Source organism: Streptomyces sp. NPDC002309 (assembly GCF_053593375.1).
Genome location: NZ_JBSFCI010000038.1, coordinates 1 through 15,849 on the forward strand (window position 1 = coordinate 1; position 15,849 = coordinate 15,849).

Annotated in this window: 14 protein-coding genes and 1 pseudogene; 11 read left to right on the plus strand and 4 right to left on the minus strand. The window is 71.6% G+C overall.

Translation table 11 applies throughout. The features are described 5' to 3' along the window. Together ACWCPM_RS27440 and ACWCPM_RS27445 are read right to left on the minus strand one after the other, a co-directional pair. Positions 1-830, minus strand: a pseudogene (locus tag ACWCPM_RS27440) (ricin-type beta-trefoil lectin domain protein); the annotation flags it as partial. Between the two features lie 628 nt (positions 831-1,458). After that, complete coding sequence (locus ACWCPM_RS27445) at positions 1,459-2,409, minus strand: RNA polymerase sigma factor SigF (protein WP_450978926.1); 951 nt, start codon at positions 2,407-2,409, stop codon at positions 1,459-1,461. Positions 2,410-2,648: 239 nt separating this feature from the next. Here ACWCPM_RS27445 and ACWCPM_RS27450 point away from each other — a divergent pair, with 239 nt between their 5' ends. From ACWCPM_RS27450 to ACWCPM_RS27475, 6 genes are all read left to right on the plus strand, one after another. After that, positions 2,649-3,032 (plus strand): STAS domain-containing protein, encoded by a 384-nt coding sequence (locus ACWCPM_RS27450; protein ID WP_450978927.1) that lies wholly within the window; start codon positions 2,649-2,651, stop codon positions 3,030-3,032. 176 nt (positions 3,033-3,208) lie between these two features. Continuing rightward, the gene (locus ACWCPM_RS27455) at positions 3,209-3,715 is read left to right on the plus strand and encodes an ATP-binding protein (RefSeq protein ID WP_450978928.1); all 507 of its coding nucleotides are present in this window, start codon (positions 3,209-3,211) and stop codon (positions 3,713-3,715) included. Positions 3,716-3,835: 120 nt separating this feature from the next. Further along, on the plus strand, positions 3,836-4,519 hold the full coding sequence (locus tag ACWCPM_RS27460) for an LPXTG cell wall anchor domain-containing protein (protein WP_450978974.1): 684 nt from the start codon (positions 3,836-3,838) through the stop codon (positions 4,517-4,519). Between the two features lie 235 nt (positions 4,520-4,754). Then, positions 4,755-5,612, plus strand: a complete 858-nt coding sequence (locus ACWCPM_RS27465; protein WP_450978929.1) for a COG1470 family protein — start codon at positions 4,755-4,757, stop codon at positions 5,610-5,612. Between the two features lie 2 nt (positions 5,613-5,614). Continuing rightward, positions 5,615-6,664 carry a hypothetical protein gene (locus ACWCPM_RS27470; protein ID WP_450978930.1) on the plus strand — a complete coding sequence of 350 codons (1,050 nt, stop codon included), beginning with the start codon at positions 5,615-5,617 and terminating at the stop codon, positions 6,662-6,664. Between the two features lie 35 nt (positions 6,665-6,699). Then, a complete protein-coding gene (locus ACWCPM_RS27475; RefSeq protein WP_450978975.1) occupies positions 6,700-7,983 on the plus strand; it encodes a hypothetical protein in 1,284 nt (427 codons plus the stop codon). A gap of 140 nt (positions 7,984-8,123) precedes the next feature. On the opposite strand, the gene ACWCPM_RS27480 is transcribed toward ACWCPM_RS27475, so the two are convergent. Continuing rightward, the gene (locus ACWCPM_RS27480; RefSeq protein ID WP_450978931.1) at positions 8,124-9,614 is read right to left on the minus strand and encodes a peptide MFS transporter; all 1,491 of its coding nucleotides are present in this window, start codon (positions 9,612-9,614) and stop codon (positions 8,124-8,126) included. Positions 9,615-10,104: 490 nt separating this feature from the next. On the opposite strand from ACWCPM_RS27480, the gene ACWCPM_RS27485 reads away from it, so the two are divergent. Both ACWCPM_RS27485 and ACWCPM_RS27490 read left to right on the plus strand, forming a co-directional pair. Continuing rightward, the gene (locus ACWCPM_RS27485) at positions 10,105-10,782 is read left to right on the plus strand and encodes a response regulator transcription factor (RefSeq protein WP_400034624.1); all 678 of its coding nucleotides are present in this window, start codon (positions 10,105-10,107) and stop codon (positions 10,780-10,782) included. A gap of 53 nt (positions 10,783-10,835) precedes the next feature. Next, the gene (locus tag ACWCPM_RS27490) at positions 10,836-12,104 is read left to right on the plus strand and encodes an ATP-binding protein (protein ID WP_450978932.1); all 1,269 of its coding nucleotides are present in this window, start codon (positions 10,836-10,838) and stop codon (positions 12,102-12,104) included. 45 nt (positions 12,105-12,149) lie between these two features. Here the strand turns inward: ACWCPM_RS27490 and ACWCPM_RS27495 are convergent, their stop codons facing one another. Then, positions 12,150-12,653: a GtrA family protein gene (locus ACWCPM_RS27495; protein WP_450978933.1), complete on the minus strand. Its 504-nt coding sequence runs from the start codon at positions 12,651-12,653 to the stop codon at positions 12,150-12,152. Positions 12,654-12,809: 156 nt separating this feature from the next. Between ACWCPM_RS27495 and ACWCPM_RS27500 the strand changes: the two genes are divergently transcribed. The 3 genes from ACWCPM_RS27500 (at position 12,810) to ACWCPM_RS27510 (ending at position 15,846) form a co-directional block, all read left to right on the plus strand. After that, complete coding sequence (locus ACWCPM_RS27500; protein WP_450978934.1) at positions 12,810-13,949, plus strand: 5-(carboxyamino)imidazole ribonucleotide synthase; 1,140 nt, start codon at positions 12,810-12,812, stop codon at positions 13,947-13,949. After that, positions 13,946-14,470 (plus strand): 5-(carboxyamino)imidazole ribonucleotide mutase, encoded by a 525-nt coding sequence (gene purE / locus ACWCPM_RS27505; RefSeq protein ID WP_450978935.1) that lies wholly within the window; start codon positions 13,946-13,948, stop codon positions 14,468-14,470. Before ACWCPM_RS27500 ends, purE begins: the two co-directional genes overlap by 4 nt. Before the next feature lie 197 nt (positions 14,471-14,667). Beyond that, the gene (locus ACWCPM_RS27510) at positions 14,668-15,846 is read left to right on the plus strand and encodes a dipeptidase (protein ID WP_450978936.1); all 1,179 of its coding nucleotides are present in this window, start codon (positions 14,668-14,670) and stop codon (positions 15,844-15,846) included. The last annotated feature ends 3 nt before the right edge of the window (positions 15,847-15,849 follow it).

The following is a 15,849-nucleotide window of genomic DNA, read 5'->3' on the forward strand; positions in this document are numbered from 1 at the left end:
AGCAGCACGTGCCCGAAGCGGGTGCGGCCGCCGGTCCGCGCCGCGTAGGCCGCGCCGGCCCACGGCACCAGCCCCTCCGCCAGCGCCGTGCGCGGTGCGTCGCGCAGGCCGGTCAGTTCCTCGTAGGCGGTGGCGCAGTGCGGGCAGTGCGCCATGTGGGCGGCCAGGTCGGGACTGTGCCGGGGCGACTGCGGCCGCAGCGACTCCTCGATCAGCCGCTGGAAGTCATGGCAGTTCGGGTCGTCGGAGGCGGCCAGCCGGGACCGCAGCAGGGACCGGCCGAGCGTGCTCAGCGCCGGCTCGATGCCGTACGTGACGTCCTCGCGGGTGATGCCCAGCAGCAGGGCGGTCCGCTCGGCGCTCTCCTGCTCGACGAGGCCGTACCAGATCAGGCCGCGGGAACGCTCGGGCAGCGCGCGGTAGGCGGCGAGCATGGGCGGGAGGGGGCCGTCGGGCCCGCCCGTGTTGAGGACCAGCAGCAGTCCCGAGTCGAGCGCCGCCGCGCGGTCGCCCTCGGCCCAGGTCGCGGCCACCCGGCCGGTCAGCAGCAGGAGTTGGTGTCGCCACGGGGCGGTCGGATCGGTGCCCCGTGCCGTCTTGCGGGCCGCCAGCGTGAAGGCCTGGGCCGCCAGTTGACGGGCCGACGAGTCGCCGGTCGTGCACAGCCGGGCATAGGTGAGGACCGACGCCTGATGCCGGGCGCGCAGCTCCTGGAGCGCCGGATAGGCGGCGGCGGTGCCGGCGCGCAGCAGTTCGGTCAGCCGTGCGTCGGACGCGCCGGAATGCGCGTCGTCCGCCTCGTCGTTGTCGGTCCCTTCGGGCCGAGTCATTCACCCGCCTCCTAGCGGCCTTGCCGGAGCTCGCCCAAGTCCCTGACGTACCGGCCAGTTTGGAAGGTGCCCATAGTGGTGGAGAGGGGTCTGTGAGGAAAGGGGTTACCGATGGTAATGAGGCGGCTGATGCGCGGCTGATGCGTGACCGGTACACAGGACCGCGCGGAGGTCGGTACGGGGGCCTGTGCGGATACCGATACGGGGGCCCGCGCGGAGGTCGATACAGGGCCGTGCGGCGCCCTGCGTGACGGCGGACAAGGCGGCCCGTGCGGAGGCGTGTACGGGGAGTGCGCGCGGTGGCCGACAAGGCGGCCCGTCCGGCGGCCCGTCCGGTGGCCCGTGTGGTGGGGTGGAAGGCGGTCCGTACGGGGATCGCCAGGGCGGCATGCGCGAAAGTTCGTGCGGCACGGCCGACACGGCGGCTCGCTCGACGGGGCGTGCGGTGGGTCGAAAGGCGGCCGGTGCGGGGACCGCTGTGGCGGCTCGCTCGACGGGGCGTGCGGTGGGCCGAAAAGCGGCTCGTGCGGGGACCGCTGTGGCGGCCCGTGCGGTAGGGGTGGTAGGGCCGGTACGGCGCGTCCGGCGCCCGAAGGCGCCGGACGGAAAGCCTGTGGGTGGGCCGGCCTCAGTCCTCGGCCGTCAGTCCCTTGCGCAGCCGTCCCAGCGTCCGGGACAGCAGCCGCGACACGTGCATCTGGGAGATGCCCAGTTCCTCGCCGATCTCGGACTGGGTCATGTTGCTGACGAAGCGGAGGGACAGGATCTTCCGGTCCCGGTGGGGGAGTTCCGCGATCAGCGGCTTGAGGGACTCGACGTACTCGATGCCCTCGATCCCGTGGTCCTCGTACCCGATGCGGTCGGCGAGGGCGCCCTCGCTGTCGTTCTCCTCGGGCTGCGCGTCCAGCGAGGAGGCGGTGTACGCGTTCGACGCGGCCATGCCCTCGACGACCTCGTCGTGGGACAGCCCGAGCCGCTCCGCCAGCTCCGCCACCGTGGGCGCGCGATCGAACCGCTGGGCCAGCTCGTCGCCGGCCTTCGCCAGGTCGAGCCGGAGCTCCTGCAGCCGGCGCGGAACGCGCACGGACCACGAGGTGTCACGGAAGAACCGCTTGATCTCGCCGATGATGGTGGGCATGGCGAAGGTGGGGAACTCGACGCCACGGCTGAGTTCGAAGCGGTCGATCGCCTTGATCAGGCCGATGGTGCCGACCTGGATGATGTCCTCCATCGGCTCGCTGCGGGAGCGGAAGCGGGAGGCGGCGAACTTGACCAGCGCGAGGTTGAGTTCGACGAGCGTGTTCCGTACGTAGGAGTACTCGTGCGTGCCTTCCTCCAGCGATTCCAGCCGCTCGAAGAGGGTCTTGGACAGGGCCCGCGCATCGACGGGACCGACCTCGTCGTAAGGGGGAATCTCCGGAAGTCCGGCCAGTACGTCGTCCTGGACGCCGAGGGCGTCCTCGGGGACGGCGAACGTCTCGCCGTCCTGCGCGAGGGGATCCAGATGTTCCGAAGCGGGTGTCGACGTCGCCGTCCGGGCGTGCGATGCGTCGAGCCGGGGTGACATGATGTCCTCCATCGTTCTCGGCATAAGGCTGCCGAAGCCAATTCGTGCACTGCGGTGTGCGGCGCCTCCGAAGCCGGCCGTTTCGGTTGGGTGTCTCTACTAGCCCTACCCGCTTCCCCGAACCCTTCGCAAGTGGCTTCTGTGGGTATATGTCCGTTTCTGGGCGGATGTTCGGCTGTCGAAGGGCGTAGGGAAGGCGTAGTGTTCGAGGGCGACAGTCAGTAGCCACGACCTCGGGAGAGAGAGACGGCATGGACCACGGGACGGTCGGCAGCGCACAGTCGGGCCGGCTTCTGGTGGAGGTACGGGAAGAGGGCCGTAGTGCCGTCGTGACTCCGGCGGGTGAGCTGGATCACCACACCGCCGATCTGTTGCGCGAACCACTGGACGCCTGCCTCGCCAAGGGATTCAGCCGTCTGGTCGTCGACTGCTCGCGACTGGAGTTCTGCGACTCGACGGGCCTGAACGTGCTGCTCGGCGCCCGCCTGAAGGCGGAAGCCGCCGGGGGTGGCGTGCATCTCGCGGGCATGCAGCCGGTGGTGGCCCGGGTGTTCGAGATCACGGGAGCCGACGCGGTCTTCACCGTGCACGACACGGTCGAGGCCGCCCTGTCCGGCGAGGGCGATGCCGACTGAGCGTCCCGGGGCGTCCCGAAGTAGGGGGTGTTCCCCCGGATCGGTCGGGCAGGAGACATCCTGAACATGTCGGCGGCAAACGTGATCGAGCGTGCGGACAGTGAGTACTGAGCACCGACCTATTCGTAACTGAAGTCTTGAATCGTGAACTGGTGGATCGGTGAGGTGAAGCGCTGATGAGCACCACCCGGCCCTATTCGCCGGGCGACCGCGGCCCGGAGCCCGGCGGCGCTGCCGGGGCGTCCGAGGGGGGCGCGACCGTGTCGCCGGGGGCAGGTCAGGTACGCAGGCTGACGTTCGACGGCGAGAGCGGCGTCGTGCCGATGGCCCGCGACTTCGCCCGTCAGGCGCTGTACGCGTGGGGCTGGTTGCCGGCCGCGACCGCGGACCGGCGGGCGGCCGCGGAGGACGTGCTGCTGGTCGTCTCCGAGCTGGTCACCAACGCGTGCCTGCACGCGGAGGGGCCGGACGAGATGTTCCTCAGCTGCGACAACAAGGTGATCCGGATCGAGGTCTCCGACCGCGGTACGGGGCAGCCCGCGCCGCGGACACCGCACCGGGCCGGCCGGCCCGGCGGGCACGGGATGTTCATCGTGCAGCGCCTCTGTCTGGACTGGGGGGTCGTACGGGCCCCCGGCGTCGCCGGCAAGAAGGTCTGGGCGGAGCTGCAGGCGCCCGCCTAGGGCGTTCGGCATCCCCACACTTCCGGCACGCCTCACGTCTTCCCTCCTCATCCCCCCGGGCGTACCTTGACGGCCCGATCTGATGTGCCGTCAGGAAATGAGGGGGCGACGATGTCCACTGTGTCGTACCGGAGACGAACCGCGGCGCTCGCGTCCGCCGCGGCCCTGGCCGGCTCCGCCGTGCTGCTCGCCGCCCCGGCTGCCCAGGCCGAGGTCGTCGACGTCAACTACCAGTGCAAGACGCCCATCGGCGACAAGAGCGCCGTCTCCCCCATCGACATCAAGGGCGTCAGGAGCGGATCCGGCTACCGGATCACCATGTCCTGGCAGAAGGGCGTCTCCTCCAGCCCCGTCGAACTCGGCAAGGGCGCGATGAACCCGAGTGCCACCGTCGTGCTCGGCGGCGCCGACAGCGGCACGGTGACCGTGACCGGCCCCGCCAACCAGGCCGCGATCCCCGCGGACACCCCCATCAAGATCAACGACCTGTCGGGCACCTACACCCCGAAGAAGACCGGCAAGGTCACCTTCACGGCGGGCATCCTCACCATCAAGGCCCTGGGCACGACGACGACCTGCACCCCGAGCAACGACCCCGGGCCGTCCCTGACGCTCGACGTCACCGCGTCGGGCGGCGGGGGAGCGCCCCAGCAGGGCGGCGGCGCCGGCGGGGAACTGCCGCAGACCGGCCCCGAGGACTCCGCGATCGCCCTCGGCACGCTCGGCGGAACGGTCCTGCTGGCGGGCGCGGCGGGCGCGCTGTGGCTGACGCGACGCAACCAGCCGGCCCGCGCACGCCGCTGAGCCGCTGGAACCGGGCGGTGCCCCGCCGAGCCACTGGAACCGGCCCGCGCACGCCGCTGAGCCGCTGGAACTGTGCGGTGCGCCGCCGAGCCACCGGAGCCGGGCGGTGCGCCGCCGGGCCACCGGAGCCGGGCGGTGCGCCGCCGCGCCACTGGAACCCGGCGGTGACCCGCTGAACCACCGGAACCGGGCGCTACGCCGCCGACCATCCCGGAGTACGACCGCTGGAGCCGCCGTGTCGTGTCCCACCCGTGCCGTGCACGCCGTCTGCCTCTCGCTCCTCGCCCTGCTGTGCACGGCCCCGGCGGCGCGTGCGGCGGGCGAGGGCTGGTCCGTCGCGCCCGCCGGCGGAGGCCGCCCCTCCTTCTACGCCGAGGGCGCGCCCGGCACGGCGCTGCGGGACACGGTCTCCGTGACCAACCGCACACGGCATCCGGTCATCGTCCGTCTGACCGGCACCGGCGTCCCGGTCACCTTCGCCGACGCCGAGATACGCGTGCCCGCCCGCACCCGCGCCGACGTCTCGTTCACCGTGGCCGTGCCCGAGGGGGCCGCGCCCGGTGACCGCACGGGGACGATCGCCGTGCGGGACGGCGACGGCGGGGCGCGCTCCGTCCCCCTGCTGCTGCGGATCGGCGGCCCCGAACTGTCCGCGCTCACCGTCGAGCGGGTCGCCGTACGCGGTGACCGCATCACGTACGACCTGGTCAACCGCGGCACCACCGACCTCGTGCCCACCCTCTCCGTGCGCGCCGACGGCGTCCTCGGCACCCTCCTCGACCGCGCTCCGCGCACCCTGCCCGTCGAGCTCGCCCCGGGCCGGCGCCTGCGTCTGAGCGAACCCTGGGCGGACCGGCCCGCGCTGGACGCGGTCGAGGTACGGCTGACGGTGACCGCGGCCGGCGGGGCGCGGGACACCGCGCGGACCTCGGCGGGGTTCGTGCCGCGGGGACCGGTGGCGGCGGGCACGGCCGCGCTGGTCCTGGGCGTGGCGGCACTGGCCGTCGTACTGCGGCGAAGGCGGCGTGCGGCTCCCGAGCCCGCGCCTGAACGAGTGTGTGAGCCGATCGAGTTGACGGGAGTGGCGAGGTGAGGATGCGCTTGCTGGTCCTGGCGTTCGCGGTGCTGCTGCTGGTCGTGCCGCCGCCCACCGCCGCCGTCGCCGACGGGCCGGACGTGAAGCTGTCCGCCTCGCAGGCGGGGACCGGGGGCACGGTCACCGTGACCGGCGGCGGATGGCGCGAGCGGACGCTGCTGATGATCCTGATCTGCGGGCAGTCCGTGCCGTCCCGGGGCGTGGTCGGGGGCACCAACTCCTGTGCCAACGCGGACGGACGGGCCGTCACCACCGACGCGGAGGGCCGCTTCCGCAAGGAACTGCCCGTCGCCGAGCCGCCCGTGCCGTGCCCGTGCGTCGTGCACGTCGCCGCCGTCACCGGCCCCGAGGCACAGGCCGACGCGATCTTCCAGGTGGCCGGGCACAGCGTCGAACCGCTGCCCGCGGAACCGGCGGGCGGGCGCCTGTCGGTGCTCGACGACACCCGGCTCGACGGCTCCAGTGGCCTGCTGACCTGGTTCGGCGCGCCGCCCGCCCGCACCCTCGTGTTCACCGTCGGCAACGTCGGCACCTCGGCCGTCACCGACCCCGTCTTCCAGGTCGGCACCTCGCACGGCGTGTTCGCGCCCGAGTGGCAGGAGCAGCGGTGGCGCGGCACGATCGCGCCGGGCCGCAAAGCGCAGATCCGGCTGCCGGCCGAACTGGCGGCCGGGGCGCACGGCGACTACAGCGTCTCCCTGAAGTACGGCGGGAAGGTCCTCGCCGAGCAGCCCTGGGCCGTGGGCCGGCCCTGGGGCGTGACGCTGTTCTGGCTCCTGGTCTGCCTCGTGGTGCCCGCGGCGGTGTTCCGCGCCGGGATGGCGGGGGTGGACCGGGTGCGGCCGCGCAGGCCGGGCGGGGTGAGGCACCGCCGGCTCCCCGTGCGGCTGCCGTCCCCGGGCGCCCGCCGGCGAACGCGGCCCCCCTCGAACTCGACCCTGCCGTGGTTCACCCCGGACGCCGATCCGGGCACGGCCGGTCGGCTCTCCGCACCGCACGACGACAGCCCGCCGAGTCCAACGACTCCGCTCAGAAAGGGACCCACGTGAGAACGCGAAGGAGAGTCACACCGGCCGCCCTGGCGATGCTGGTCGGCGGTGCCGGGGTGCTGCTCGCCGCCGTGCCCGCGCAGGCCGCCGAGGTGTCGTACCTGACGGAGTGCGTGCCGCCGCCGATCTCGGGGCTGCCGCCGGTGCAGGGCACCACGAAGGTGGCGGTCGCCGCGCCGGCGGCGGCGAAGGTCGGGGACGAGGTGGAGGTGGTCTGGACGTTCGTGCAGGCGGCCTCCAAGAACCCCGACCTCATCGACCTGCCCGCGAACTCGGTGCAGCCGAGCGGCACCCTGAAGGCGGCCGGCGCCCAGGTCGCGGACATCGCGATGCGAGGGCCCCGGGAGAACCCGCCGATCCCCAAGGGCGGCGCCATGGTGCTGTCCGCCATGAAGGGCACCCTGAAGCTGACGGCGCCCGGCGCGGTGACGCTCACGCCCGGCGCGTACGCCATCAACGTCATGTCGACGGACACGAAGTGCGCCCCGAAGGAGGCCGTGCAGGCCGCGGCGACCATCAATGTGACGCCGGCCGACGGCGGCTCGGGAACGGGAAGTCCCACGCCGGGCCCCACGGACAGCGCATCGCCCACCGCCTCACCGACCGGTGGTCCCGGTCCCTCCGGGAGTCCCGCCCCTTCCGGGAGTCCCGCTCCCTCCGGCACTCCCGCTCCGACCACGAGCGGGCAGACCGAATTCACCGGCAAGGAGGTCCAGGTCCCCTACGCGTGCAAGACGCCCATCGGTGACAAGGAGGCCGTCTCGCCGGTGCAGATCGACGCCCGCAGGAACGGCGGGAGCTTCGATCTCACCGTGCGCTTCAAGGAGTCGGTGATGGACAGCCCGGCCGAGATCCCGAAGGACTCGGTCAAGCCGTCCATGGAGGTGGTGCTCGGCGGGGCCGACACGGGCACGGTCCATGTCGAGGGGCCCACCAACTCCGAGGCGATCAAGGCGGGCGACCCGATCGAGATCCCCGATCTGACCGGGACCTACAAGCCGGGCGCGAGCGGTGAGTCGACGCTGTCGCCGGGTGTGCTGACGGTCGAGGCCCTGGGCACGACCACGACGTGCACGCCGGTGAAGACCGAGGTCTCGCTCACCCTGGACACCACCGGGCAGCCGGGCGGCGCGGCGGGCGGTTCCTCCTCGGGCGGTTCGGCGTCGGGCGGGTCGTCCGCGGGCGGTTCGGACTCCGGTGGCGGCCTCGCCGAGACGGGCGTCGAGGACAACGGCACCCTGAAGGCCCTCGCCCTGGTCGCCGGTACGGCGGTCCTCCTGGGCGGCGCGGTGTTCACGTTCCTGCCCCGCAGGTCCTGAGAGACGCAGGTTCTGAGGGACGCAGGTTCTGAGAGACGCAGGTCGTGAAAGACGCAGGTCGTGAAAGACGCAGGTCCTGAGACACGCGAAGGGGCCACCACGTCCGAGGAGGACGCGGTGGCCCCTTCGGGCGCGCGGGGCTACTTCACGTCGCCCATGAGTTCCTTGACGCGCTTGCGGTACATGAAGATCGCCACACCGGCGAGGACCGCGAGCGCGGCCTCCGCGGCCACCACGCCCGACTTGTCGAGGTCGACGCCGTAGGTCGAGAGCAGACCGGTGACGGCGTCGCCGGCGGTGACCGCCAGGAACCAGACACCCATCATCTGCGAGGCGTACTTCGCCGGGGCCATCTTCGTGGTCACCGAAAGGCCCACCGGGGACAGCATCAGCTCACCGGCCGTCTGGCAGAAGTAGATCAGCACGATCCACCACGGCGAGACCTTGCCGCCGTCGGCAGCCGCCAGCGGCAGCAGGAAGACGAAGAACGAGATGCCGATGAGGACCAGACCGCCCGCGAACTTGACGATCGTGCTGGGCTCCTTGCGGCTGCGGGCCAGCGCCAGCCACACCGTGGCGAACACCGGCGCCAGCGCCATCACCAGCACGGGGTTGACCGACTGGAACCACGAGATCGGGAACTCCCAGCCGAGGACGTGGTTGTCGACGTTCTCGTCAGCGAAGAGCGACAGGGTCGAGCCGCCCTGGTCGTAGATCATCCAGAACACGGCCGCGGCGACGAAGAACCAGATGTAGCCGGAGACCCGGGACTGCTCCACGCCCGTCAGCTCCTTGTCGCGCTTGATGCGGACGAGGACACCGACCGGGACGATCAGACCGGTGATCAGCAGCGGCACCGTCACCCAGGTCAGGGTGTAGTGGCCGGTGCCGACGACGACGGCGTAGAAGACCACCGCGATCAGGAGCCAGATCATGGACTTGTGGAGCGTGGCGTTGCGCTCGTCCCTGCTCAGCGGCTTGGGAACGGTGCTGGAGCGGTCCGACAGGTGGCGGCTGCCGATCAGGAACTGGGCGAGGCCCAGCGCCATGCCGAGCGCGGCCAGCGCGAAGCCGAGGTGCCAGTTCACGTTCTGGCCGACGGTGCCGATGATCAGCGGAGCGGCGAAGGCACCCAGGTTGATGCCCATGTAGAAGACCGTGAAGCCGCCGTCGCGGCGCGGGTCGTTCGGGCCGTCGTAGAGGTGGCCGACCATCGTGGAGATGTTGGACTTCAGCAGGCCGGAGCCGATGGCCACCAGCAGCAGGCCGAAGTAGAAGGTGCCCGAGGTGGGCAGCGCCAGGATCAGGTGACCGGCCATGATGACCGCGCCCGCGATCGCGACCGTCCTGCGAGGACCCCAGACCCGGTCGCCGAACCAGCCACCCGGCAGGGCGAGCAGGTACACCGTCGAGACGTAGACGGAGTAGATGGCGATCGCCGTACCCGCGTCGAGGCCGAGCCCGCCCGGGGCGACCAGGTAGAGGGGAAGCAGTGCCCTCATGCCGTAGTAGGAGAACCGCTCCCACATCTCGGTCATGAAGAGAGTGGCCAGTCCGCGGGGGTGGCCGAAGAAGGTCTTCTCGGAGCCGGGGGTGCCCGGGGCCGAGTCCTTCGTCAGGCTGGACGCCATGGTCGATCCTTGCTGGTCGGGACGCGCTCATAGAGCGGAGCGCGCCCGGTGGGGGGTACGGCCGGCACCGGCGGATCGGTCGTCCACCCCACGCCCAGGGGGAGTTCGCCCCGCAACACGGAGCGGTGGACGGCGCCCACCGGGATCCATGCCGCACGTGCCTCGATGCACGCGCGGCCCGGCCACAGGTCATTCCTTTCGCGGCCGGTGGAAAGCCGGCCCGCACACAAAAGTGACCTTTGGCGACAGACGTCCGCCAAAGGTCCTCGCGGTGCTACAGGCGTTCAATCACCATACGACAGGACACTGCCTGAATTGGAAGGACTTGAGACGGGTATCACAGGTGTCGCGGGAACCGCGCTCGCCCTTTCCAAGGCCTCCGAACGGCCGCACGCCACAGATCCAGGTTCGTACCGAAGCACGGCCGGGTAAGAATCCCGGCCTCGTCATCGCACCCGTTCCCAGGGCCCCGGCGGACTACCATCAGCTCATGACCCGTGTACTGCTCGCCGAGGACGACGCGTCCATCTCGGAGCCGCTGGCGCGCGCACTGCGCCGGGAGGGTTACGAGGTCGAGGTGCGTGAGGACGGACCGACCGCGCTCGACGCGGGCATCCAGGGCGGCGTCGACCTGGTCGTGCTGGACCTCGGGCTGCCCGGCATGGACGGCCTGGAGGTGGCGCGCAGGCTGCGCGCCGAGGGCCACACCGTGCCCATCCTGATCCTCACGGCGCGCGCCGACGAGGTGGACACCGTCGTCGGACTCGACGCCGGCGCCGACGACTACGTCACCAAGCCCTTTCGCCTCGCCGAGCTGCTCGCCCGGGTCCGGGCCCTGCTGCGGCGCGGTGCCGCCGAGCCCCAGCAGCCGCCCGCCACGCACGGGGTGCGGATCGACGTCGAGTCGCACCGCGCCTGGATGGGCGAGGAGGAGCTCCAGCTCACCGCCAAGGAGTTCGACCTGCTGCGGGTCCTGGTGCGGGACGCCGGCCGGGTGGTCACCCGCGACCAGCTGATGCGCGAGGTCTGGGACACCACCTGGTGGTCCTCGACCAAGACGCTCGACATGCACATCTCCTGGCTGCGCAAGAAGCTGGGCGACGACGCGGCCAACCCCCGCTACATCGCGACCGTGCGCGGCGTGGGTTTCCGCTTCGAGAAGAGCTAGCCCCGCGCCGGCCCCCAGGGGTAAGCAGCGGGTAATACACGGGTAAGAGGGACATGCGCCGCCGACTGATCCAGTCCACGCTCGCCGTGGTGCTCGTCGTGATCGCCGTCTTCGGCGTCTCCCTCTTCGTCGTGGAGACCCGCACGATCAGCACCAGCGCCCAGGAGCGGGTCGAGTCCGAGGCGGTCCGGCTGACCGGCATCGTCGACAGCCGGATTCTCGGCCATGAGCAGATCACCTCCCAGATCCTCGTCGACCAGGTCGGCGACGAGCGCTACGCCGTGGTCCACATCCCCGGCCAGCGGCCGATCGAGATCGGCCAGAAGCCGTCCGGCGACGTCATCGAGTCGACCCGGCAGGGCGAGGAGGGCGAGACGGTCACCGTCCAGGAGCCGCGCTCCGCGGTGACCCGGGAGGTCGGCAACACCCTGCTGATGATCGGCGCGGTGGCCCTGCTGGCCGTCATCGCCGCGGTGCTGCTCGCCTGGCGGCAGGCCAACCGCCTCGCCTCCCCGCTCACCGACCTCGCGGAGACCGCCGAGCGCCTCGGCTCCGGCGACCCCCGGCCCCGCCGCAAGCGGTACGGCGTGCCCGAGCTGGACCGCGTCGCCGACGTCCTGGACGCCTCCGCCGAACGCATCGCCCGGATGCTGACCGCCGAGCGCCGTCTCGCCGCGGATGCCTCCCACCAGCTGCGCACCCCGCTCACCGCGCTGTCGATGCGGCTGGAGGAGATCACCCTCACCGACGACCCGACGACCGTGAAGGAGGAGGCGACCATCGCGCTCACGCAGGTGGAACGCCTCACGGACGTCGTGGAGCGGCTGCTCACCAACAGCCGCGACCCGCGCACCGGCTCCGCGGTCACCTTCGACCTCGACGAGGTCATCCAGCAGCAGCTCGCCGAGTGGCGTCCGGCCTACCGAGGCGTGGGCCGCGCGATCGTCAGCTCCGGCAAGCGGCATCTGGAGGCGGTGGGCACGCCCGGGGCGGTCGCGCAGGTGCTGGCGGCGCTGATCGAGAACTCCCTGATGCACGGGGGCGGCACGGTCGCCCTGCGCACCCGCGTCACCGGCAACCAGGCGGTCATCGAGGTCACCGACGAGGGCACGGGCGTCCCGGCCGATCTAGGCGCCCGCATCTTCGAGCGCGCGATCAGCGGCCGCAACTCCACCGGCATCGGCCTGGCCGTCGCCCGCGACCTGGCGGAGGCCGACGGCGGACGCCTGGAGATGCTCCAGGCGCAGCCCCCGGTCTTCGGGCTGTTCCTGTCGCGCACACCGCTGGGGAAGGCGTCGGACGAGGAGCGGACGGTCCGCTGAGGCGGACGCCGACGGGGCCGCGACCCTGGGCTCACACCCGGGGGCTCACACCCGGGCCCGCTGCGCCCGCCGTGCGGGCTCGGAGGTCTCCAGGAACGATTCCGCGCCGGCCACCGCCTCCCGGGCGGGCAGCGCCCGGAACACCCAGGAGCGGTAGGACCAGAACCGGAAGAGCGTCGCGACGCCGATGCCGAGGAACTTGAAGATGTTGCTCTGGAGCCTGCTGTCCCAGCCGAACCCGTACGTCGCGGCGTACAGCACCCCGTTCTCGATCACCAGGCCGACCGCGCTGAACAGCAGGAACAGGGTCAGTTCCCGCGTACGGCCGCTCTTGTCGCGGTCGCGGTAGGCGAAGTAGCGGAAGCCCACGTAGTTGAAGGCGATCGCCACCACCGTCGCGATCACGCTGGCGCGCACCACCGGGAGCTCGGTCACATGCCGTACCAGGTTGAACACGAGGAGGTTGACGAGCAGACCCGCGCCGCCCACCGCCCCGAACCTCGCGACCTCCCGTACCAGTCTGCGCAGCCCTGCGGAACCACGTCCCATGGTCGTACAGGCCCCCAGTCGGTCGGTCTCGGCAACTCCGCCATGCTAACCACCGGCCTCCCGTGATCGCCTGTGTATGTCCTCACGCCCGCCGAAGAACACACCCGCCGACGAGGCGGAAACCGGCCGACCTGGCCCGGCCGATATCCTGGGGGTGTGACGTTCCCGGTAGTCGGCATGATCGGCGGGGGCCAGCTCGCGCGTATGACGCACGAAGCAGGCATCCCGTCGGGCATCAGGTTCAAGCTCCTCAGTGACACCCCTCAGGATTCCGCGGCCCAGGTGGTGAGCGATGTCGTGATCGGCGACTATCGCGATCTCGACACGCTGCGCGCCTTCGCACGCGGGTGCGACGTGATCACGTTCGATCACGAGCATGTACCCACCGAGCACCTACGGGCCCTGGAGGCGGACGGCATCCCCGTGCGCCCCGGCCCCGAGGCGCTCCAGCACGCCCAGGACAAGGGCGTGATGCGGGCGAAGCTCGTGGCGATCGGTGTGCCGTGTCCGCGCCACCGCCTCGTGAGCGACCCGCAGGACGTGGCCGCGTTCGCGGCCGAGGGCGAGGGGTTCCCCGTCGTCCTCAAGACCGTCCGCGGCGGCTACGACGGCAAGGGGGTGTGGGTGGTGGGCTCCGTCGAGGAGGCCGCCGAGCCGTTCCGCGCCGGCGTCCCCGTCCTCGCCGAGGAGAAGGTCGACTTCGTACGGGAACTCGCGGCGAACGTCGTCCGCTCCCCGCACGGCCAGGCCGTCGCCTACCCGGTGGTCGAGTCCCAGCAGGTCGGCGGCGTCTGCGACACGGTGATCGCGCCCGCCCCCGGCCTCGACGAGGCGCTCGCCCTGCGCGCCGAGGAGATGGCGCTGACCATCGCCAAGGAACTCGGCGTCGTCGGCCATCTCGCGGTCGAGCTGTTCCAGACCCGCGACGGGCGGATCCTCGTCAACGAGCTGGCGATGCGCCCGCACAACTCCGGCCACTGGTCGATGGACGGCGCCATCACCTCCCAGTTCGCCAACCATCTGCGGGCCGTCCTCGACCTCCCGCTGGGTGACCCGCGTCCGCGGGCGAAGTGGACCGTCATGGTCAACGTCCTCGGTGGCGACTACCCCGACATGTACTCCGCGTACCTGCACTGCATGGCCCGCGACCCCAAGCTGAAGATCCACATGTACGGCAAGGACGTGAAGCCCGGCCGCAAGGTCGGTCATGTCAACACCTACGGCGACGACCTCGACGACGTGCTGGAGCGCGCCCGTCACGCAGCCGGCTACCTGAGAGGCACGATCACCGAATGAGCCCTGTTGTTGGCATCGTCATGGGGTCGGACTCCGACTGGCCCGTCATGGAGGCCGCCGCCAAGGCGCTCGACGAGTTCGAGATCGCCTACGAGGTCGACGTCGTCTCCGCGCACCGGATGCCGCGCGAGATGGTCACTTACGGCGAGCAGGCCGCCGAACGGGGACTCAAGGTGATCATCGCCGGCGCGGGCGGCGCCGCCCATCTGCCCGGCATGCTCGCGTCCGTGACCCCGCTGCCGGTGATCGGTGTCCCCGTGCCGCTGAAGTACCTGGACGGCATGGACAGCCTCCTGTCCATCGTGCAGATGCCGGCCGGCGTGCCGGTCGCCACGGTCTCCGTCGCGGGTGCCCGCAACGCCGGACTGCTCGCGGCCCGCATCCTCGCCACCCACGACGAGGACCTCCTCGGCCGGATGCGGGACTTCCAGCAGGAGCTGAACGACCAGGCCACCGAGAAGGGCAAGCGGCTGCGCGCCAAGGTCGACGGCGCGAGCGGCGGCTTCGGCTTCGGCAAGTGACGGCGAGGGCCGGATGGGCAGTCGACGGCGAGGGCCGGTCCGGCAGTCGACGATGAAGGCCGGTCCGGCAGTCGACGGCGAGGGCCGGTCCGGCAAGTGACGGCGAGGGCCGGTCCGGCGGCTGACGGCGGCAGCGCGTCCTGGCACCTCACGCAAGAAACGTTTCGGCAACTGATGGCGACAGACAGGGGGCGGACATGACCGCACTGGACGAGGCAAGGGAACTGCTGCGCGAGTTCCCCGTGGCCGACGGGCACAACGACCTGCCCTGGGCGCTGCGTGAACAGGTCCGCTACGACCTCGACGCCCGGGACATCTCCACTCCCCAGGGCGCTCACCTCCACACCGACCTGCCGCGGCTGCGCGAGGGCGGGGTCGGGGCGCAGTTCTGGTCGGTGTACGTCCGCTCGGACCTGCCCGGCGCGGTGCCCGCGACGCTGGAGCAGATCGACTGCGTACGGCAGTTGCTCGTCCGCTACCCGAAGGTGCTCGCACCCGCGCTGACGGCCGGTGACATGGAGGCGGCGCGCGCGGAGGGCCGTATCGCCTCCCTCATGGGGGCCGAGGGCGGCCACTCCATCGACAACTCCCTCGCGACACTGCGGGCGTTGTACGCGCTCGGCGTGCGCTATCTGACCCTCACCCACAACGACAACGTGGCCTGGGCGGACTCCGCGACCGACGAGCCCGGGGTCGGCGGCCTGTCGGCCTTCGGCCGCGAGGTGGTCCGCGAGATGAACCGCGAGGGCATGCTCGTGGACCTCTCGCACGTGGCGCCGACGACCATGCGGGACGCGCTGGACACCACCGCCGCCCCCGTGATCTTCTCGCACTCCTCCGCCCGCGCAGTCTGCGACCACCCGCGCAACATCCCCGACGACATCCTGGAGCGCCTGCCCGCCAACGGCGGCGTCGCCATGGTGACCTTCGTGCCGAAATTCGTGCTCCAGGCGGCCGTCGACTGGACCGCCGAGGCGGACGCGAACATGCGCGCGCACGGCTTCCACCACCTCGACACCACCGCCGAGGCGATGCGGGTCCACCGTGACTTCGAGGAGCGCAACCCCCGCCCGGTCGCGACCGTGGCGACCGTCGCCGACCACCTCGACCACATGCGCGAGGTGGCCGGAGTCGACCACCTGGGCATCGGCGGCGACTACGACGGCACCGCCTTCACCCCCGAGGGCCTGGAGGACGTCTCCGGCTACCCGCACCTCGTCGCGGAACTCCTGGACCGCGGCTGGTCCAGGACCGACCTGGCCAAGCTGACCTGGCAGAACGCGGTACGGGTCCTCGGCGCGGCCGAGGACGTGGCCCGGGACCTGAAGTCCACCCGCGGCCCGTCCAACGCGACGATCGAATCGCTGGACGGCTGACCG